Origin of the sequence: Paenibacillus sp. MMS18-CY102 (assembly GCF_009789195.1) — a bacterium.
Classification (GTDB): domain Bacteria; phylum Bacillota; class Bacilli; order Paenibacillales; family Paenibacillaceae; genus Paenibacillus_T.
The window spans coordinates 12,843-35,706 of record NZ_WSTC01000030.1; the positions used below are offsets into that span (position 1 = coordinate 12,843).

At 55.2% G+C, this 22,864-nt stretch carries 4 protein-coding genes; all 4 read right to left on the reverse strand.

The window, feature by feature from the left end; all coding sequences use genetic code 11:
- Positions 1 to 11: 11 nt before the first annotated feature.
- The 4 genes from GON22_RS19775 to GON22_RS19790 are packed head-to-tail and all read right to left on the reverse strand — an operon-like array spanning position 12 to position 22,331.
- Positions 12 to 10,439: a non-ribosomal peptide synthetase gene (locus GON22_RS19775; RefSeq protein ID WP_160397845.1), complete on the reverse strand. Its 10,428-nt coding sequence runs from the start codon at positions 10,437 to 10,439 to the stop codon at positions 12 to 14.
- On the reverse strand, positions 10,426 to 12,081 hold the full coding sequence (locus GON22_RS19780) for a type II CAAX endopeptidase family protein (protein ID WP_160397846.1): 1,656 nt from the start codon (positions 12,079 to 12,081) through the stop codon (positions 10,426 to 10,428). Before GON22_RS19780 ends, GON22_RS19775 begins: the two co-directional genes overlap by 14 nt.
- A gap of 54 nt (positions 12,082 to 12,135) precedes the next feature.
- Positions 12,136 to 13,374 (reverse strand): ACP S-malonyltransferase, encoded by a 1,239-nt coding sequence (locus GON22_RS19785; protein WP_160397847.1) that lies wholly within the window; start codon positions 13,372 to 13,374, stop codon positions 12,136 to 12,138.
- Positions 13,371 to 22,331 (reverse strand): non-ribosomal peptide synthetase, encoded by an 8,961-nt coding sequence (locus tag GON22_RS19790; protein WP_160397848.1) that lies wholly within the window; start codon positions 22,329 to 22,331, stop codon positions 13,371 to 13,373. The genes GON22_RS19785 and GON22_RS19790 overlap by 4 nt, the downstream gene beginning before the upstream one ends.
- Positions 22,332 to 22,864: the final 533 nt, after the last annotated feature.

The window sequence follows — 22,864 nt, forward strand, 5'->3', positions numbered from 1 at the left end:
ATTCCTCCATTCTAAAAGTTGAATTCCACATCTTCGAATACGGCCCGTTTCGGCTTCGGACGGGGACCTTGCAGCTCCACATGCCTCGCCTGAACGCTAGGATCAGCGGCGACGGCACGCAAGATACGAACGTAATCGTCCAGCAGGGCCGCTACTGTCTCAGGACGGAATAGCTTCGCAGCGAAATCCATCGCTACAGTTAACCCGCTTTCTGCTGCCACAGCCTCCAGCGTAAGGTCAAACTTCGCCACGCTTGGGCGGAATGGCAGAAGCTCCGCCCGCAGCCCCTCGGCCTGCAGCTCTGCCGTCTCTTGATTGTGCATGACGAATGCGGCATCAAACAACGGATTGCGGCTAACGTCCCGCGGAAGGTTAAGCTTCGCAGCCAGCTCTTCCAGCGGATAGTCCTGATGCTCGAATGCCCCTATCGTGTTAGCCTTAATCGCTTGAAGAAACTGTTCGTAAGGCTGGCCCTCTGACGGTCGGCAACGGATGACGAGCATTTGGACGAACATGCCGATCAGCGGCTGCAAATCAGCGTCGGCGCGTCCTGCAGATGGCGTGCCAACCATAAAGTCACTCTGGCTGCTATGCCGTTGAAGAAGCAGCGCGTACGCCGCAAGCAGCACCATGTACAATGTCGCCCCATTGCACGTCGCGATTGCCTGCAGTCTGCCTTGCAGCTCTGGCTCCACGATAAGGCTCACCCGGCCGCCTTCGAAGCTTTGAACGCTTGGGCGAGGGAAGTCGGTTGGCAGCGCCAGCGCAGAAGGCGGGCTGCTGAGCATCTGTTGCCAGTAGCGGGCGTTGCGCTCCTGCGCCCCGCTCTCTGCCTGTTGCTGCTGCCATACGGCATAATCTTTGTATTGAATGCGCAGCTCAGGCAGCTCGATGCCGTTGTAGAGCTGGATGAAATCCCGAATGAGCACAGCCATCGACACGCCGTCCGAGACGATATGGTGCATATCGAAGAACAGCGCATAGGCGTCCGTGCCGGAAGAGCCGCTGGAGACGGAGCTGGAATTAAAGCCGGCGTTAGCGCTGGATTTTAAATCAGAACCGGACTCTGGCGCCTCCTCCACGAGCTTAATCAGCGTTGCCCGCATAAGCGGTGCCCGTCCCAGATCAAACGGTTGAACCAGTGATTCTGCCAGTGCCTCTAGCCCATCCTCCGTAGTCTCGCAATATCCGAATTGGAACGGTGCCTCTGGTTGAATGAACTGCATGAATTGGCCGTCCTCAACCGCAAATGAAGTGCGAAGCGACTCGTGGCGAACAATCACCTTACGCAGCGCTTGCTCCGCACGGCTACGTTCAAGCGCGCCTTCCAGCCGGAACAGGCCCGGCAGGTTATACGCTGTGCTATCGGCCGCCAATTGCTGAATGACGTACAGCCGCAATTGGCCTGAGGATAACGGGTAACAGCGCTGTGGCTCCGCTAGAGGGATGGCGAATGCACGCTCAGCGTTAGGCGACGCTTGCGCTATGGCCTCAGCTTGCTGCCTAACCGTCGCTAGGCGGAACAAGTCCGCCAACGGCAAATTCACGCCGAACGCTTGAATGATGCGCGATCGCAGCCCGATCGCATGCAGCGAATGGCCGCCGGTCTCGAAGAACGAGTCTGTCACGCCGATTGGGCTTGTGCCGAGCACCTCGGACCAAATGCCCGCAAGCTCCGCTTCCAACGGGCTTGCCGGCGGTTCGCCGGCCGTATCTTGCGCCTGCAGCTCAGGCGCAGGCAGCGCTTTGAGATCGATCTTGCCGTTCGGATTGAGCGGCAGCGCATCTAACTGCTGGAAGCGTGCCGGAATCATGTAGCTTGGCAGCTCTTGCGCCAACGCTTCCCTGATCTCCGCCACGGCCATCGTGCTTGCCGCCACGAAGTATCCGCATAGGTACGGCTGCCCCGCGTCATCGTCGCGAGCCGTTACAACCGCTTCCTGGATGCGCGGAACCTTCCTCAGATGCGCCTCAACCTCGCCAATCTCGATGCGATAGCCGCGGATTTTGACTTGATGGTCAATCCGTCCAAGGTACGCAATGTTCCCATCTGGCTGCCAACGCACCAAATCACCTGTCCGGTACATAAGGCCGCCCGGCACATGCGGGTTGGCGACGAATTTATCCGCCGTCAGGTCCATGCGGTCCCAGTACCCGCGTGCCAGCCCTTCGCCCGAGATGCATAGTTCACCTGGCACGCCGACTGGCTGCAACTGCAGCTCGCCGTTTACGATCCATGCCTGTACGTTCGGAAGCGGCTTGCCGATTGGCACATTTGCCCTCGATGATTCGCCTGCGCCCGTCGTATATCGGGTCGCATAAATCGTTGCTTCCGTCGGTCCATACAAATTTTCAAGCTGCGCTGGCAGCCCCGTACGTTCGTATTGCTCAACTAGCCTGCGGGTTAACGCCTCGCCGGCTGCGAATATATAATTCAACGATTGCAGCTGTGGCAACTGGCTCTCCGTAACGCTATTGAGCAGCGCCTGCAGCATCGACGGAACAAAATTAATGTGCGTGATCCGATGGATGCCCACTGCTTGAACAAGCGCATCCGGGTCCTTCTCATCGCCCTGCGGCAAAATAATCAACTGCCCATTTCCAACAAACCAGCCGAACAGCTCTGCTAACGACACGTCGAACGCATACGTTGTTTTGAGCAAATAACGGTCATCCGCCTTGAGCGGATATAGCCGTTCTAGCTGGCTGAGCATATGCACAATTGACCGCTGCTCGACCATGACGCCCTTGGGCTTGCCCGTCGATCCTGAGGTAAAGATGACGTAGGCCAGATTGGAAGGCGATGATATCGGCTCCAGATTCCGCCCGTCCGTCCCATAAGCATCAGGATGATCCAGATCGATCATTTTGCCCGCCACAGTGCTGGCATCTTGCAACCGGCCGCTAAGCTGGCCCTGTAACAAGAGCAGCCTTGCTCCTGATTCGTTCAAGATCGAAGCAATCCGGTCCGGCGGATGCTCAGGATCAATCGGCACATAAGCGCCGCCAGCTTTCATGATGGCGAGAATGCCGATCACCATCTCGAAGGAACGCTTCACCATAATGCCGACCAATTGATCCGGTACGACGCCTTCCTTTCTTAGCGTCCGCGCCAATCGGTTCGCCCTATCATTCAGCTCGCGGTATGTCATCCACTGGCCATCATAGAAGACGGCTTCCCGCTCCGGCGTTTGTGCCACCCGCTGCTCGAACAGCCCATGTACCGTCTGCTCGCCCGCTTCATATGCCGCGTAGGTTGCGTTGAAGCCGAACATAATTTGCGACCGTTCCTTCGCATCCACCATCTCCATCTGGCCAATCGCCCGGTCTGGCGCTTGCGTGGCTTCCTTCACCAGTTGAACGAAATGGCGGGAAAGCCGCGCAATCGTGCCAGGCTCGAACAGTTCGGTTGCATATTCCAGATGGGCATGCACCCCGTCGCTGGTTTCGGACAGCTCTAGCGTCAGGTCGAAGCGGCTCTGCTTCGTATCGTACTTATATGGCCGGAACTGTAAGCCTTCTGCCTGCTGGGTCGCCCAATCCATGTTCTGGTAAACGAACATCGTATCAAACAACGGATTTCGGCTAAGGTCACGCGGCACATTCAAGCGCTCCACCAACATTTCGAACGGATACGCCTGATGCTCCATCGCGTTCATCGCATTATCTTTCACTTCGCGGAGGAACTGGCGGAACGGCTTATCGCCTTCCGGCTTGTTGCGCAGCGCCAGCGTCTGGACGAACATGCCGACCATCGTTTGCAAATCCGCATGCTCCCTGCCTGCCGCTGGCGTACCGACGACAACATCCTCTTGTCCGGCGTATTTGGCGAGCAGCATCTGGAACGCGGCCAAATAAACCATGAACGGCGTAGCGCCAGCCTCAGCCGCCAGCTTCTTTACGGCAGCCTGCAGTTCAGGAGGCAGCTCGAATGTATGCCGCCGTCCGGCAAAGCCGCGAACCGATGGGCGAGGCGCATCCAGAGGCAAGTTCAAGACGGGCACCCCGTCTGCGAATGCCTGCAGCCAATAGCCAGCTAAGTGGTCCAGCTTATTCTGCTGAAGCAAACCTTGCTGCCATAGGGCAAAATCGCGGTACTGCACGCGTGGCTCTGCCAACGTTTCGCCGCTATATAGCTGCATGAATTCTTTCATGAGCAAGCTGATCGACACGCCGTCCGCCGCGATATGGTGCATATCGAATAAGAGCACATGCTTGTCCGCCTCCATCCGGATGATTCCGGCACGGAACAACGGCGATTGTTTCAGGTCAAATGGCTGGATGAATGAAGCGATCGCGTCATCCAGCGTTCCTTCGCCTAGCGCGATGGCGTGAACTGGGAATTCAGATGCCAAGCCGCCATCAATACGGCCGACGAAGCCTTCCTCCTCCCAGCGATACACGGTGGACAAGATCGCATGCCTGCGCACAAGCGCTTGGCATGCCTGGCGGAGCTTCTCCAGATCCAGGTCGCCCTCGACAACAAACAAGCATGGCTGATTGTAAGCCAAGCTCGGCACGTCCATCTGCTCAAGCACGAGCAGCCTTTTTTGTGCGGAAGAAACGAGGTAAGCTTCACTGCCTGCCACCGGCTCAATCGGCTGATGAAGCATCCGGTCCGCGCCCTCGATTCGTCTGGACAGCTGGCGGACGGTCGGTGCAGCGAACAGGTCGCGCAGCGAAATCGTGACGCTGAACTGCTGATGAATGCGGGACGCAAGCGAAACAGCTTGCAAGGAATTGCCGCCGATATCGAAGAAATGGTCCAGCGCGCCAATCGGGCGCTTGCCAATAATATCTTCTACAATAGCGGCTAGCGCTGTTTCCGTTGTCCCAAGCGGTTCGTCGTAGCTTCCCGCATGCAACACGGCTGTGGCCGGAGACTGCGGTTTCAGCAACGCAAGCAGCTGGTCGCCTCTGTGATGCAGCAGCGGAAGCAATTGATTACGATGCTTTAGCTCCGCCACGCCGGCACCAGGAACCTCCCAATGCCGCAGCCCGCCTGTTGCAGGCGCTGGCGCCAATGGCGGTGCTGCAGCATTCCCATGTGCGTGCCCTTCGGCAGGCACCGATAATCCCGCAGCTACTTGCAGCTCGGTAACAAGTGATTCCGTTTCACCCTCCCAGAGCGCCACGAATGGGGATTCGTCTGGAATGCTCGCTAATGGCAGAAGGTAGCGCCCTGTTCCTTGCCCCGAACTCGCCGAATGCGCAGAAGCCTCGCCCGAGCGTTCCCAGCCGGACTCTTCAAGGAAGAGGCGGAATGGCTCGTTTTTATCCGTTGCAATATAACGCGCTGCCAACGCATTGGCTCCTTGCCCAGCGGCAAATCGCTTCAGCTCACATAGAATCGCATGTTCGACGCGACGGCCGAGCACACGGCAACTGAGCAAGAACGTATCCAGCACTAGAGCGTTTTCCTCTATAGCGCCGAAGACTAGACCAACAAAGCCGTAATCGCCGAAACGGTCAGCCACCTCGATGCCCCAGCAAGCCATCGTTGAATCTGCTGCGAGCTTACGGATTTCGTCCTCGGACCGCCGGACCGTGCTTAGGTTAAACTGGTTCGTCCGCTGCGTCAGCTGCGAAGCACGGGCAATCTGTTCCGGCCCGAGCGGGCGCATCTTCATCCGCAGGTTTAGCCCCGCGAGAAACGCGTCCATGGCAGCAGGCGCCGCGCTTCCATCCGAACCCGCGTGCGTTTCAGGCTGTGCCGCCTGCTGGGCATTGCGCCGTTGTGACTCCGCACGGTAGTAATCCGATCTCTTGCGGTCCTCATCCGTCACCGTCAGCTTGTCGAACGCCCAGATATGCTGGAGATAATGCGGAATATGCTCCGCATCCTCCGGCACTTGAAGCGAAAGGACGGAAGGGTTGCCCGCCATCATTTCGCTAATTTCCTTCGGATTGTCGTCGATGAAAATAAAACTGTCCAAGCCAAGATTCAATTGCTCAGCGAGCAAGCGAAGATTGTCTGCCTTAGGCTCCCAATTGAGCTTCGCAGCGACAAAATGCTCCCTCTTCAGCAGCATGCCGGGATTGCGGCCGAACACTTCCCACACATCCGCTTCGTTGTTTTTGCTGCTCAACACAAGCAGCATGCCTTCGCTTAAGCGATCCAGCATAAATTGCTGCAGCGCGAGGTAAGGGGCTTCGACGGTTACGCCTAACGCTCCATCTTCTCCGCATATGCCTTTCCACAGCGTGTTGTCGCAATCCAGCGCGATCACTTTGAATGGGCTGGACGCATTTAACCCGACAACTGTGCGTGCAATAGCTGTTCCCATCGCTGCGTAATAGGCTTCCGTAAATGGCATATGGCCTTCATGGTCCATGACAGAATCATAAATGGCAGGCACTTGATATAACGCGGCGAGCGCTTCCCCGAATGCCATCGTTCGAACATTGCCCATCATGGCCAATGCATCGCGCCAGCGTTCATTCAACTGGTCCAAATAAGCCGTCACCTCAGCCGCGAACGGCAACCCCGGCGTCACTGGGAATGTACCGACGATATATACGCCTCGCGGGCTGCGGCTCGCCATCGCTTGCTCCAGCTCACCGTAAATCCGATCCAGCTTCGCCTTTAATGCAGTGACAGAAGAATCGTCGTCACGAATCCAGTCTTCGAATCGAATGAGCAGCACATTAATGCCATCATTAGACGAAATCAGGCTCGACGGGTCTAGCAGCTGTTGGAATACTTGGTGATACGGAGCAAAAGCGGCCGTAACGCTCTGTTGGAACTGCTGGCACCACCATTCAATAGAAGCTGCGATAGGCTCAGCCGTGAACGTCGCGCTGATGGCGACTGTTAAATCGGAAACCCGCGCTGCTTCCGCAGGAACATTCGACGCTTCCCCAATTGCTGCGCTCGGTACCGCATTCGCCGCCGTTTTCTGCGAAACTTCAGCCAATGGCAAGCCCATCAAGCTTAAAGACGGCTGCTCTGCAATGGCACTTGCAATTGCGACGAACGTATCCAGCCATTGCCGAACCGTCCTTTCCTTGTACAATCCCGTGTCATATTGCATAACTAGCGTTAAGCCGTCCGAGCCGGACAGGCCGTTCCATACGTCAAGCTGGAAATCCAGCGGCGCCGTAGCATGGCCCAGTGAATATTCCTCAAACCGCAATCCAGCTTCTTCCATCCCTAACTGGCTGGCCGGGTTCATCGCGAATTCGTTATGGTATACGAACATCGTGTCATAGAGCGGATTGCGGGAGCGGCCAGCCGCCACCTGCAAGTCCGATACCATCCAATCGAACGGGTAGTCATGGGCGTAAGCTTCGAGAACGTTACGGTGTACCTCGCCGGCATATTCAGCGAAAGCCTGCTCCGCGCTTACGTTCATCCGAATCGGCAAGAAGTTAATGAACATGCCGATGACACGCTCAACCTCCGGATGGTTACGGCCAGCTACTAAAGTGCCGACAACCAGATCCTCTTGGTTCGAAATGTGGCGCAGCATCCAGCCATAGACGGCAAACAACAGGGAGTTCATCGTCCAGCCGCTGCGCCGTGCGAGCTGCTCCAGCTTCCTTGCCAGCTCAGCAGGCAGGTGCGCTTTCAGTGACCGCCCGTGAAGCGACTTCTGTTCCCCACGCTCAAAATCAGCCGGCATGTTCAGCAGCGGTAAGCTGCCGGCCAGGCGGCCATGCCAATATTGCTGCTGCCGCTGGAAGCCGCCGCGTTCGAGCGTATCCTGCTGCCATACGGCAAAATCAACGTATTGGAGCGGCAGCTCCGCGAGCGTTTCTCCTTTGTAAAGCTCACAAAACTCTTTAACCAAAATGCTCGTCGACACGCCATCGGACGCGATATGATGCAGATCGACCAAAATCAAATGGCGATTGCCTTCGCTGCCCTCATTGCCCGCAAGCTGCACCAGCCCGACTCGGAGCAGCGGCGGCGATGCAAGATCAAAAGGCCGAATAAATTCGTCCAGCACCACTTGGATATGTTTCTCCGCACAGCGGTAATGCTCTACCTGAAAGCTTGCTTCAGCTGCGATACGCTGTATGATCTGCCCATCCTCGAATACGAACGAAGCCCGCAACGATGCGTGCCGGCCGAGCAGTTGGCGGAACACCGCTTCTAAGCGCGCCCCATCAAGCTCGCCATGCGCCATAATGCCGAACGGCGTATTGTTGCCCGTGCCAATCGACGCGAACTGCTCCTGAATATAGACGCGATATTGGGATGGCGTTAACGGATAATGCGGCCGTACAGCCGCTCTCGCCAACGGTTCCCCGTAACCCGGTTTCGCATCAGGCTCAAGGCCTGCCAAGCCTTCCACATAAGCGGCAAGCTCTCCAACTGTCGCATGCCCCAGCAAATCGGCTACTTCAATTCGAACCGCTAAGCGCTGGCTGATCTGGTTTACGATCTTGAGCGCGAGAATCGAATCCCCGCCTGCCTCGTAATAGTTGTCCTTAAGGCCGACACGGCGAAAGCCTAACGTCTCGCCCCAAGCCTGTGCAACTGCCAGCTCAGCCTTGGTATAGTTTCCGTCCGGCTTGCCTGTCAGCGTAATCGCTAGGTCCAGCGCAGCGGCTGCAGCAACCGGCCGGCTGCCCGCATCCGCAGCGGACGCTAATGGAGCCGGCGCTTCAAGCCAGCAGCGGCTCGGTTCAAACGGATACGTTGGCAGCGGGAGCCGTTCATATCTCTGGCCTGCATAAAGCTGGCTCCAATCGATATCCGCTCCCGCCATATAGCTTGCGGCTAAGGAGGCAATATCGCTTTCACGCCCAGCTTCACCGCCAGTAGATTTTCCATAATAAATGCCGCGTGCAGGCTCGCCGAGCAAGCCTTTTTCGTCAATGAAGGCTAATTGTTGCGCGAGTTCCCCCGCCGAACGTAACATGAAAGCGATCCGATGCTCATAATGGTCCCGCCCTGTATTGGCTGAATAACATAAATCAGCAAGGCGGCCCTGCTCCAGCTCTAGCTGGCGATATTGCTGCACTAGCCGCTTTAATGCCGGCTCGCTCTTCGCGGACAACGCAAGAAGCATTGCCGCATCCTCACCGGCATTCGATGAACGGGCGATCTCCCGCTCCATCGCTGCAGGCGCTTCCTCCAGCACGACATGGGCATTCGTACCGCTCATGCCGAAGGCGCTAACGCCGCATCTTCGCGGCGATTCGCCCTCCGCCCAATCCATCAGCCGGTCCGCCACATAAACGGGCGATTCGATGAAACCAATGGCGCGGTTGGGCGTAGTAAAATGTGCCATTGGCGGTATTTGGCGATGCCTCATCGCCAAAACCGCCTTCAACAAGCCAACCATGCCTGCAGCATGGTCGAGATGGCCCATGTTCGCCTTCACGGATCCAACAGCAACAAATTGCTTCCGGTCAGTGAACCGGCGGAAGGCGCGAGACAAGCCGTCGATTTCAATCGGGTCGCCGAGCTTCGTGCCCGTACCGTGCGCCTCAATGTAGCCAATCGTCTCCGGGTCGATGCCCGCACTCTGCCAAGCGCGGGCAATAACCTCCTCCTGGGATGCTACGTTAGGCGCGGTCATCCCTACTGAGCTGCCATCCTGATTAACCGCGCTGCCTTTGATCACCGCGTAAATGTGGTCGCCTTCTTGCTGTGCTTTGTGAAGCGGCTTTAATACAAATGCAATAACGCCTTCGCCTGCCCCAGTGCCGTCGGATGCATCATCGAACGTGTGGGCACGCCAGTCAGAGGCTTCTATGCCGATCTTGACCTCATTGCGCAGCGGCATCAGGTTAACCTTCACGCTGCCAGCAAGCGCCATCTCGCATTCCCCATTGCGGATCGCTTGGCAAGCGAGGTGAATAGCCACTAACGACGATGAACAAGCAGTATCCACGTTCAGGCTTGGGCCCTTCAGGTCGAGCAAATAAGACAGCCTGCCCGCAATAATGGAGCTTAAATTGCCGGGAACCGCGAGCGATAGCGCCTCGGGCTCCGACTCCGACACCATTCGTTTGTAATCGTAAAGCGTGTCGGCATTGTACCCGACATAGACACCCGTCCGGCTGCCTGCCAATCGGGTGCGGCTATAGCCAGCATCCTCGAACGCCTTCCAAGCGGTCTCCAGAAACAATCGCTGGTTCGGGCTCATCAGGCTTGCTTCCTTCGGCGATAAGCGGAAGAAGGCATAATCGAATTGGTCAATAGCGTCAAGATAAGCCCCGTCAAAAAAATCAGGCTGCCCGTCCTGTAACGCCCTGCCGCTTGCGTAAACCTCAACGTCCCTGCGCCTAGACTCCGGGAAAGCAGAAATGAAGTCGGCTCCATTGCTTACGAAGGACCAAAATTCCTCTAAGCTGCCGACTAGCGGCAGCTTAGCTGATATTCCGACGATGGCGATATCTTTCGCAGACAATTCCTCCATCGTTTCGTTCGGGGAATCGCCTTGTTCCGGCTCATCCCAATCGAGCAAATCAAAGTTCAGCATGGAGCTCGCCCCCTACGCGATCGCTCTGGCCAGTTGGAAGTTCGCTCTTGCTCTTGTTTTCACTTTCGCGCCCGGTTTCCCGGTTTTTCCATAAGTACACCATGAGGCCGATGACCACGACGGAGCTTATGCCCAGCGCCCATACAACCCCCGGACCATACACAACATTGAGTTTCCGAATGCCGTAATAAGCTGCGAACACGAAAAACTCGTTAATGATCGGTGCCCAAATCGATTTGTACCATTCAAACATGAAGCTGAAAATAAGCGCGCCAAGCGTTGCATAGATCGTCAGGGCGATATCCCAGTTAAAGAACAAGCCGCCGTAGACGATGCCTGTACCAATAACGGACACCCACACTGGCATTGCGGTACGGAATACGTTGTAAATCATCGCGCGGAAATAAATTTCTTTGTACATGGAGTGAATGATCAAGAACGCGAAATAAACAAGGAAAAGTGCATCGGTCAAATAAACGGTTAACTGGTCAAATTGCGGGTAGTTCTTCTCGAAGTAAGGGATTTTGAAAAACATTTGGACCCATACGCCCATCGCAATGCCCAATATGGAGATCAACACGGCATTTTTCAGGGAGATGCGCGAGAAATTGCTCACTTGGATGAGATCCTTCTTATTGACCCACTTCATGATGTAGTAATAGATGACGAAGGCTAAGATATCGTAGGGAATGAAGCCGATAACATTGTTCCGTCCAAGCCACGGCGAAATCGCGTCGATGCCCATAATGTATTGATTCCACACGATGAAGATGAACGGATAATAGAATGCGGAGTAAACGAACGTCCATAAGAGCAGGTTGCCGATCATTCGGAGATCGACCGATTTGCTGTCGCCTTTCCACACTGCACGAACCAACACGATCATGAAGAACAGGGAAACGCCAGCGATCAGCATCAAAATATGGTCCGGGCAGCCCGCGAGCCATTCCAAAACACCATACTGTTTCGTCACGAAGACGACCGTATTCATAAATCCTGCCGCGAGCAGCGTCGACCAAATCGACTTCAAGCGGTAGTAGAGAATGCCGTACATAATGGCAAGGAAGAACGAAATGAACTGAACGCTCAGGTTAGGCTGGCAGTACGCATAGAAGACCGCTTGTACGATCAGCGCGATGACGAATGGCATTTTGCGGCGCATAATGTTGAACAAAATGCCGCGGAACAGCACCTCTTCAAACAGCGGACCGATGATCGCCAAGCCGATAATCGTCACGATGAAGGACTGGGAGTTCATAAACATGTTGATATAGTTGTCGAAGTCAGGCGTCGCCTCTTCAATGAACGACAGCTTAATGAAGCAAATAAAGAATATGCCTGTGAATACGCCGACGAGGGTTGAGATTGTAGCGTCTAGCTTGCTTATGCGAGAGAAATTGCTCATCTGCACAATGCTTTCGTAACGGTCCTTCACAATCCGCTTTTTAACTTGGAAAATGATTGCAATTAAGGCTGATGTAATCGCAAACATAACCGTGATCCAGATCGGCAGGTTTTTGCCTACAAAATCACCGTAAGCGCCGGAGTTCGGCACAATAATATCGTTATGGACAATGGAAACCCCGAGGAAAGTGCCTAGCAGAAGCACTAGCTCTCCTATCATCGTCAAATACTTTTTCATCTCTTATCCATCCTCTCAAATGGCAATATTGGACACTCGAATCGAATCTTCACGCTATACGCGCCCTGCGATAGCCGCCGCCTCTTGCAGAAGCAGCTCCCGTTCGGGCTCTGCCGTCCCTTTGGCCGTCAAAATCGACCGTAAACTGTCCATGACCGTGTCGATTTCAGCAGCGGATAGCGAACGGCTAGCTTGCACAAGGTCCTGTTGCATGCGGCTAATCGTACGGTAGGGCTCGATAACGCCTGCCTCATACGCGGTGAGGTCCACACTGTTATTGCGCGCCGATACGGCAATGGCCAGACAACGGTCGATGAAGCTAGGCTGCAGCTTACGCAGCTCCAGCATTTGGGCATGGCCTTCCGCATCATCCCACGCGTAGGCTCGAATGTTGCGGGCCGCCCTGCGCATCAGCTTCGCCAGCACCTTGTTGGGTCCTAGCTCGACGGCATAGGAGACGCCTTGCTGCTGCAAATAACGCATCGTCTCCGACCAACGAACCGGATGGACCAGCTGTTGCGCCAAGCCGCCAATGATCGCCTGCAAGCTGGTCTCTGCAGCCGTATCCACCGCATAGGGTGCCGCAGATACATTAGACAGAACGGGATAACTTGGCGCGTTTATTGCATATTGCGCCAGTTTCTCCCGCAGCCGCTCAGCGGCTGGCGCCATTAGCGGCGTATGGAACGGCACGCGGGACGCCATCGCGATAACGCGCGCCCCACGCTCAGCCAGCGCTGACGAAGCGTCGCTCACCGCCTCTTGATGCCCGGCGATGACCGTCTGGTCCGCTGCATTGCGGCATGCGATCCAGACGGATTGGCCGGCGCCGCTAAGGCTCGTCCGTTCGCATTGCTCGGCAATCGCCGCGGCATCCAGCCCATTGACCGCTGCCAGCGCCCCTCCGCCTGCTGGCGTAGCCGCTTCCATCGCTTCGCCCCGGAAGCGAACGATTTCTAACGCGTCCTGCAGCCGGAACACGCCAGCACAGGTTAGAGCCGACAGCTCACCCAAGCTATGGCCTGCCAGGAAGGCCGGCTTTACGCCAACCTCCTGCATGTACACGCGATATGCAGCTACGCTGCTAACGAGCATTGCTTGCTGTGCGTAAGCAATGCTCTCCTGCTCGCGGAACCCCTCCTCGAAGCACATGGCTGCCATCGGAATGGCCAGCCTATCCTCCGCCTCCTCGAAGGTTTCGCGAACGAAAGAATACCGTTCGTGCCACTCGCGCATCATGCCGACATACTGTGCGCCTGTTCCCGGGAACAGCAAGGCAACTTTACCGATCATTGCACTCCTCCTCTCGATACGGCTGAACCGATCTCTTCTAACTGGGCGAACCAACGGATCAGCTTGGTATAGCCTTGCATAAGCAATTTCACTTTCCCCTTGCGCAGCCGGCCACCGGCATAATCGCAATAAAGCGTTAACCGGCGATTCTCAATCCGATAGGATACAGCAAGATCGAATATTTCCGTCAAACGGTCCCTTGATTGGAAGTGGTCAGGATGATAGAACAAGGCCGCAATGCCATCAGCTGGCGGATACTGCGGTTGCTTGGCGACCGTTTTCCAATCGAATCCGCCCTTATCTGTGGAAACATGCTGAATTTTGTCGGCAATCGTTTGCACGATTGGCGAAAAATGTTCAGCTTGCCGCAAGTCGACATCTACAGGCAAAATTCTGTCTCCTGTGTGCCCATAATAGACGGCTTGCTCGGCATTCTTCGTCACTTGGGCGAATAAGTAGCCGTAAAGCGCAAGCAGAATTGGCCCAATGCCATCGCCGCTTGCCGCGCCTGCCCGGATCAACTGCTCCGACAAATCGGCTTCGAGCTGGATTTTGAACATCGTTCCCGTCTCTTCCGCCTCTAAGCGGTTAACGAAAAAGTCCTCCGGCAGCTCGATATATCGCATCGTGACCGACGGCTGCACAGTTTCCGCCCGTTCTGCTATAACTGCAGCTAGCTTCTCAATGGTCGGATATGCGAATAGATCCGTAACCGTCAGCATGCCCGGGAACCGTTCTTCCAGCTTCGCGTGCATGCGGAGCAGCAGCAGGGAGTGCCCGCCGAGCTCAAAGAACTGGTCGTGAACGCCTACCCTCTCCACTTGCAACAGCTCACTCCATACCTGCGCCAGCTGCTCCTCCACCTCATTGCGCGGAGCCGCATAATGCTGCTGCACCGATACATTCGACTCCAGCTTGGCAAGCATGCCTCGATTCGCTTTGCCGCTTGCAGTCAATGGCATCACTTCTAACTGCGTGTACGAGGCCGGGATCATATAATCCGGCAGCAGCTTCGCTAGATGCTTCCGAATATCGGCGACATCTACGTCTTGCTTGGCCACGACATATGCGCATAACCGGCTGTCCCCTTGCGGCGCCTGCTTCACCAGTACAGCCGCTTCAGCAATATTCCCGTGCAGCAACAGTGCAGCTTCGATTTCCCCGAGCTCGATCCGATAGCCCCGCAGCTTCACTTGATGGTCCAGCCTGCCCATATATTCAATATTTCCGTCTGGCCGCCATCTCGCCAAGTCACCCGTCCGATACATCCGCGTTCCCGGCACGAATGGGTTGTTGACAAACTTCTCCGCCGTTAGCTCTTCCCGGTTGCGGTAACCGCGCGCCAGGCCGATGCCCGCGATGCATAACTCGCCTTGCAAGCCTTCTGGCTGCAAACGATTATGCTCATTTACGATGTACAGGTGGATGTTGCTAATCGGACGGCCGATTGGCACGGAGTCCAATTGTTCGTTTGGCTCGCAATCATAGAAGGTCACATCAATTGCCGCTTCTGTCGGACCGTATAAATTGATCAGCTTGGCCGAGCGGCCCATCTGGCCATGGAGCAATTGATAAAACCGTTCCATTAACGGAACTGGCAGCGCTTCTCCGCTTGCGAACACACGATTGAGGCTAGCAAGCTTGTCCGGCAAGGATACAGCCACAGCCGAACTTTCTTGCGCAAGCTGCCGTTCCGCATAGTCCAGGAACAGATGCAGCATCGACGGCACAAAATGCATCGTCGTCACGTTGCGCCTGCCGATTGCCGCTATGATCGCTTCCGGGTCCTTCTCCTGCCCCGGCTCCAGCAAACAAACTGCTGCGCCGGCGAAGCTCCACCAGATGAGTTCCCAAACCGACACGTCGAACGTATATGGCGTCTTCTGCAAAATAACGTCATTAGGGCCTAGCGGGTAAAGCTGCTGCATCCAGCAAATTCGGTTCACAACCGCCCGATGCTCAATCATGGCGCCTTTCGGATTGCCCGTAGAGCCCGATGTATAAATGATGTAAGCGAGGTCGCTTGCTGTCACTTCTGCTTGCAAATTCGAGCCGTCGCCTGCCAACTGGCCGATACGGTCCAAGTTAATCGCCGCGATTCCCCGCTCCTGCGCTAACCCCAGCCAGCGTTCCCGCGCCAGCAGGAGCATCGCTCCGCTGTCTTCGAGCAGGTAAGCGATCCGCTCTTCGGGATCGTCAGGCGATATCGGCAGGTAAGCGCCGCCCGCTTTCAATATTGCGAGAATCGCGACCATCATCTCCGGCGATCGCGCCGTCAGGACGGCTGCTACGCGATTTGGCCCAAGCCCGTCCTTCACCAGCTCCCGCGCCAGCCGGTTCGCTTGCTCGTTCAGCTCGCCATACGTGATTCCAATCTCGCCAAACCAGAGCGCCGGCTGGCCGGGATTTTGGTCCGCTTGCTCTTCAAACCAGCTGTGGAGTGGGCGATCAACGGGATATTCACGCGCTGTATCATTGAACGTATGCAGCACCCGCTCCCGCTCTTGCGCAGAAAGGATCTCGATCTCGCCAATCCGTTGTTCCGGCCGGGCTGTTGCTTCGGCAATAATCGCCCGGAAATGGCGAATAAGGCGGCCAATCGTCTTCGGCTTATACAACGAAGTGGCGTATTCAAACTTGCAAGCAAGTCCGCCATCCTGCTCGGACACCTCCAGCGTCAGGTCAAACTTCGCACTCCGATGCGGCAGGGCGATTCGCTGCATCGTGTTGCCCTTGAGCGCCAGCTCAGGAATGTCCATGTTCTGCATGACAAACATAACGTCGAATAATGGATTGCGGCTCGTATCCCGGCTAAGCGGCAAGCTGCCTACCAGCTCTTCGAACGGGTACTCCGCATGCTCGAATGCCGTCAGCACGTTGCCCTTCACTTCTTCAAGGAAATGCAAGAATGTCTTATCCGCCGCTGGATAATGGCGCAGCGGCAACGTTTGGACAAACATGCCGATTGAATCACGGAGGTCTGCATGCGAGCGCCCTGCAACCGGCGAGCCGATGACGATATCGGATTGCCCCGAATAACGTGCCAACAGCACATTAAACATCGCCAAGATGACCATGTATAACGTCGTTTGCGATTGGAGTGCCAATTTTTTCAGGGCGAGCGTTTCCCCGTCACTCAAGCGGAACAACGACACATCCCCTTCATACGATTGAATGGCAGGGCGCTTGAAGTCAGCCGGAAGCTGCAGCACAGGCGCGCCGTCCTCGAATTGGTTAAGCCAATATTGCCGCTGGTTTTGAATAAGTGGGCTTGCCAAGCGCTCGCGCTGCCATGCCGCAAAATCGGTATACTGCACAGGCAATGCAGCGAGTTCACGCCCCTCGTATAGGGCGATAAAGTCACGGACAAGCACCGCCATCGACAAGCCATCAGACACGATATGATGCATATCGAACAATAAAATTTCGCTGGTTGCTTCGGTTGCCGAGCTGTCCGTGCCATCGGCTTCTTCCAGCAGCTCTAACAAGCCAACCCGCAGCAGCGGAGCTTTCGCAAGGTCGAACGGCCGAACGAATGACTGGACTACGTCGGCGAAGGATGCTTCATCTCCCGCGACAAACCTTTCCAGTTGGATGGAGGCGTGGGCTTGTACCTTTTGAACCGGAACGCCATCGAGCTGTTCGAACGATGTCCGCAAGCTCTCATGCCGAGCGATAAGCGCCCCTATCGCCCACTTCAAGCGATCGGTATCGATAATGCCTTCGGCCTGCAATGCCACAGGCAGATGATACGAGGTGCCGATCTCTTGGAATTGCTGCAAAATATAAAGCCGGCTCTGCGCCGAGGACAACGGATACTGCTCCTGCTTCTCCGCTGCCGGAATCGGTTCGTATGCAGCAGGCCCGCGGTGGCTAAGCAGCTCTGCCATCGCTTGCACAGTCGGCGCTTGGAAAATTTCACGCAGCTCGACCTGAACACCAAACGCATGATGCACCGATTCGATGAGCTGAACGGCTTTGAGCGAATGCCCGCCAAGCTCGAAGAAATTGTCTTCGATGCCTACACGATCGGCATGAAGAATGTCTTTCCAGATCGCCGCAAGCTTCACTTCCATATCCGTAGACGGCTCTACATAGGGCTTCCCTAACAAAGGCGCTGCTTTCATCGTTGCCAATGCATGCCTGTCCGCTTTGCCGCTGGACGACAGAGGCATCCGTTCGATCTGGAAGAAAGAAGCTGGAACCATGTATTCTGGCAGCCTTCTGGCCAGATAAGACCGCAGCTTCGAGGCTTCCAGCGGCTGAACCGCTACGAGATAAGCATGGAGCGCCAGCTCGCCGCTATCATCTGGGTTCGCCAGCACGGCCACTTCCCGTACCTCGTCCATCTGCAGCAAATGATGCTCGATCTCGCCAAGCTCCATTCGGAAGCCGCGAATCTTCACCTGATGGTCAAGGCGCCCCATATAGACCACTTGCCCGTCAGGGCGCTGCTTTGCCAAGTCGCCTGTCCGGTACATGCGCGTTCCGGCCTCAAACGGATTGGGCACGAAGCGCTCCGCCGTCAGCTCTAGCCGTTCCCAATACCCTCGCGCCAGCCCAACGCCGCCGATACATAGCTCGCCCGGAATGCCCGGCGGGCAGAGGCGCAGTGCCGCATCAACCACATATAGCTGCGTGTTGGCAATCGGTTGGCCAATTGGAACAGCATGCAGCTTGCCCCCGGTTGAGCAGTCAAAGTGGGAAACATCGACCGTAGCTTCGGTCGGTCCATATAAATTAATCAACCGCGTACCATGCTGTGCATACAAGCTTTCATTGAAGCGTTCCACCTGCCGAAGCGGCAATGCTTCGCCGCTGGCGAACACAAACCGCAAACTGGCGAGCGCTTCAGCTCGCTCAGGGCGGGCTTCCAAATACGCCAGCATGAGCTGCAGCATCGACGGCACAAAGTGCATCGTTGTAATCTGGCGATCCGATATGGCTTGCACAATCGCTTCGGGCTCTTTCTCTCCGCCTGGCGTCAGGAAATGTACCGATGCGCCTGCATGCGCCCACCAGAACAGCTCCCACACCGAAACATCAAATGTAAAGGCCGTTTTATGCAAAATAACATCGCCTGAGCCGATCGGATAAGCAAGCTGCATCCACTCGATCCGGTTAATGACCGAGCGATGCTCGACCATAACGCCCTTCGGATTGCCGGTTGAGCCTGAAGTATAGATGACATAAGCGAGATTGTGAGGCTTGGCAGCAGCTGGCAGATTGCCGGAATCCCCTTCATAGAGGCTCTCGTCATCCAGCTCCAGCGTCCTTCCTGTAAACGGAATAACGGTTGTTAGCCGCTCATCCTGCACGAGCAGCAGTTCAGCCCCCGCATCCTCCAGCATGTACCGGATTCGCTCTTCTGGCAGGTCCGGCGCAATTGGCAGATACGCGCCGCCTGCCTTGAGAATAGCTAGAATGCCAACGATCATTTGCGGAGAACGTTCCGTTACGATCGGAACGATGCTGTCCGGCTTAACGCCTCTTCGCTGCAGCTCGCGCGCTAACTGATTCGATCTAGCATTAAGCTCGCCATACGTAAGCTTGGCATGGTCGAATGTTGCGGCAATCCGCTCTGATTGTGCCGCAGCCTGCTCTTCCACCCATTCATGAAGCAATCGAGATTCGGAGAAAGGCGTCGCTGGCGGATTATAGGCAAGCAATTGCTGCTCTTGCTCTGCTTTTGACAGGAGCCCAAGATCGGATAGCCGCGTATGCGGCGATGCTATAGCCTGCTCAATTAGCCGCAGGAATTCGTCGCCCAAACGTGTTATGGTTTCCTTCGCAAACAAATCCGTACTATATTCCCATGCAAGCTCCCACTGCGAACTGCCATGCAGGTACACGTCCAGCTTGAGATCAAGCTTCGCCGTGCCGCCAGGAAGCGCGTAATGCGTTACGGCCACGTCGCTTGAGGCAAGCTTGCTCGCCAGGTCCGACTGGTTATGCAGCACGACCATCGTATCGAACAGCGGATTGCGCGATGGATGCGCCTGTTGGCTTGCCAGCGCCACAATCTCCTCAAACGGTAACTGCTGATGGGCAAAATCTTGCTCGATCTGTTGCTCCGCCTGCTGAATGAACTGCTCCCAGCTCATACTGGCATCGATACGGAAACGAATCGGCATATATTCGATGAAAGCGCCAACGATTTTCGCTAAGTCTGCATCCTGGCGGCCTGCAACCAGAGCACCGACAACAAGCTCCTCTTGGCGCGCATATTTGTGCAAAATAAATGAAAAGGCAGACAACAGCACGGTGTGAAGCGAAACCTGCTCCTTCCTCGTCCACGCTTGCACACGGGAAGAGAGAAGCTCTGGCACTTGAACCCGAATCAGATCCCCCTCATAGGTGCGGCGCTCCGGCCGCTCGTAATCGGTTGGCAAATCGAGTAATGGAATCTCGCCCTGCAGGCGTTCAGACCAATAACGAACCGCGGCTTGTTGCAGTTGTTGTTGCTTCTTGTTATGCAGCCACACGGCGTAATCCCGGTACTGCAGGCCTGGTGCGGGAAGCTGCTCCCCTTGGTACAATTGGAACCATTCGGCCAGCATCAAATTCGCTGAGATGCCGTCACAAGCAATATGATGTATATCTAGGTGTAGGATGTAATAAGGCTGTTTAGACTGAACATAGATGAGGGTAGACCGTAGTAGAGGCAAGCTGTGTAAGTTAAAAGGTTGAACCAATTGCGTAAGCAATGCTGGCAAGTTCTGTTCGTCCTGCGACCGTTGCGCCAGCGTTAGGCCAGCGTTGTCATGCACGGTTTGCCGAACTTCGCCGTCGATCATGCGATAAGTGGTGCGAAGCGCTTCGTGCCGGCTCACTAGCTCCTGCAGCGCCCGTTCTAATCGATTAACATCAATCGTTCCGGTGAGCTTCACCGCGAAAGGCATATTGTAGGCTGTGCCCATATCGCCGAACTGCTCTTGTACATACATCCGCTTCTGCGTCGGCGTAACCGGATCATGTCCCGTGGGAGCTGCTGGCTCTGCTCTGCCGATTGGAACGGTGGCGAGAGTTGCTTCCGACTGCTGTATCATTCGCGCAAGCGCTCGAATGCTGTCATGTGCGGCAAGCTGCTTTGGCGAAAGTTCGACATGGAAACGCTGGTGGATGCGCGAGAGCAGCCACGATGCTTTTAGCGAATCGATGCCATAATCGTGGAAGGACGCTGTCAGCCCGATTGGGCGCTCCATCACATTCAGCCAAATTTCACTAAGGAGCTGCTCTGTCTCATTCAGCGGTTGTTCCTGCCCGTCATTCGCGCTTGCTTGGCTAGCCATCAACTGCCTATATTGCGCTGCCTGCTCGCGGAACTCGCCGCTCACATATTGTTCTGCCAGCTTATAGCGCTGCGGCTTGCCGCTCGTTGTTTTCGGAATCTGCCTAACGGCAATAACACATGCAAGATGAAGCCCGACACTTCGGCTAATGTGGCTTGTAAGCGGCAATGCAATTGCTGCGAAGGCGGCATCTTTCCCTCTAAATTGCACGAATGCAACCAGTTCCTCTGTGCCAGAAGCCGAGCTTGCCACGCCACACATGGCGATTTTGCCTAGTTCGATCCCGTCAATCTCTAGCGCCAACTGTTCCAAATCATGCGGGAAATAGTTGCGCCCTCCGATGAAAATAATGTCTTTCTTCCGTCCGGTAATGACCAGCCTGCCGCTTCGCATCAACCCGATGTCGCCGGTATCCAGCCATCCATCTTCGGTGATCAACGATTGCGTAGCTGTTTCATTCCGGTAATAGCCTTTCGTTACGTTGCCCCCTCTGATCTGAATATGGCCGATCCTATGCTCTTCTAATGGGCTTCCGTTCTCATCGCAAATCCGAACCTCACAATGGCTGACCGGGTAGCCAACATCTGCGAATGCTACTGCCGTATCACTGCTCTGGCTGCTGAACTGAACCTTTGAGCCTACGCTGATCGATTGGCGCTCGATATGAACCGACTGCAATTCTTCCTCGACCGGAGGAAACGTGATCGCTAGGCTTGCTTCCGCCATCCCATAGACGGGGAACATCGCTTGCCGCGGCAGCCCGTACGGCGCCATGCGAGTTAGAAACTCATCCGCAAGCGAAGCGGATATCGGCTCTGCTCCGTTAAACAACAGCTTCACGCTGGACAAATCCCAGTCAACCTCGTCGTTGCCCAGATGGTTCAACACATGCTTGTAGCCAAAGTTCGGCGAAGCCAGCTGGCTGATGCGGTAATCCGACGCTTTTTGCAGCCACAGGCGAGGGCGCAGCAAGAATAATGCAGGCGGCATCATCCATTGGTTCATCCCGTTTACAAGCGGCGTTAAGTGAAAGCCGATGAGCCCCATATCATGCGTGAGCGGCATCCAGCTTAGCGCCCTATCTTCTGAAGTCGCTTGCGACCCTTCGACAATTGCTGCGATATTCGTCAACAAGTTCCGGTGCGTCAGCATGACGCCTTTGGGATCTCCCGTGGAACCTGAAGAGTATTGAATAAAGGCTAAATCATCCGGATCGGCGGCGTGAATGATGCCAGTAGTTGAGCCAGCCTCCATTGTGAAGCCATCTGTATCCCATAGCCGCCCTTGGAAATCGCATTCGGCAAGTGCCGGGTAAACCTTCGAAGAAGCGAGCACATAAGGCTGCTCCGTAATCTCCCATATCCGAACTGCCTTGGCACGCTGCTCAGGCGATGTGCCAACTGTCACCGGCACTGGAATGATGCCGCCCAGCAAGCTGGCCCAGAAGAATGGAAGAAACAGCTCCGGCTCCTCGATCTGGAATAAAAGAAGATCGCCTGCCTTCATTCCTCTGCCCTGCAACTCGCCAAGCAGCGTACAAGCAACCTCGTAAAGCTTCCGATATGGCAGATAAACATCTTCGCGTTTATCGATAAATGTAATCCCATGCTCCGATTGTGCAGCCCTTGCTAAAGCTTCGTTCATCGTCGCGCACACCATGGTCATGAACGTCCTCCCTTATAAATAAAATAAACATTGTACAAACGTTTGCACGCAAAATAAAAATAAAATGTGTTCAATCGCTTAAACACATTTTTTCAATCGGAATAACATTCATATAATTTTTTACAATGCTTGCTTCGATGATATTCTATCACCTAAATTTGCAAATTGACAAGCATATGTTGTGTATAACAGAATAAGTGAACTTGATCAATTTCCAGTGTGAATTTCCAAAGAAATGGATCCCAAATGTACGCAATTTCTCCAATGTTACATTACTTTACGCAACCGCTTTCACAATAGGCGGATACGTTTGAATGACGATGGTTTGGTGTCTTATGCATAAATAACGGACCGGGTAAATGGGCAGGTTTATGATTCATTCTGCCTATAAAAATGGAAAAAGACAGCCGGCTCACTAGGCCGGCTGCCTCTGAAACAATTATATTAGGACGCCTTTAATTACACTTTCTTCCCACGAAACGTCACAAGCGTATATACAAATCCGACCACACCGATGCCCACCATCGCGCTTT

What these genes read in the sequence shown, in the direction of transcription:
- GON22_RS19775 (WP_160397845.1), bottom strand. Translation starts at nt 10,439, where the DNA reads ATGCTGAACTTTGATTTGCTCGATTGGGATGAGCCGGAACAAGGCGAT.
- GON22_RS19780 (WP_160397846.1), bottom strand. Translation starts at nt 12,081, where the DNA reads ATGAAAAAGTATTTGACGATGATAGGAGAGCTAGTGCTTCTGCTAGGC.
- GON22_RS19785 (WP_160397847.1), bottom strand. Translation starts at nt 13,374, where the DNA reads ATGATCGGTAAAGTTGCCTTGCTGTTCCCGGGAACAGGCGCACAGTAT.
- GON22_RS19790 (WP_160397848.1), bottom strand. Translation starts at nt 22,331, where the DNA reads ATGACCATGGTGTGCGCGACGATGAACGAAGCTTTAGCAAGGGCTGCA.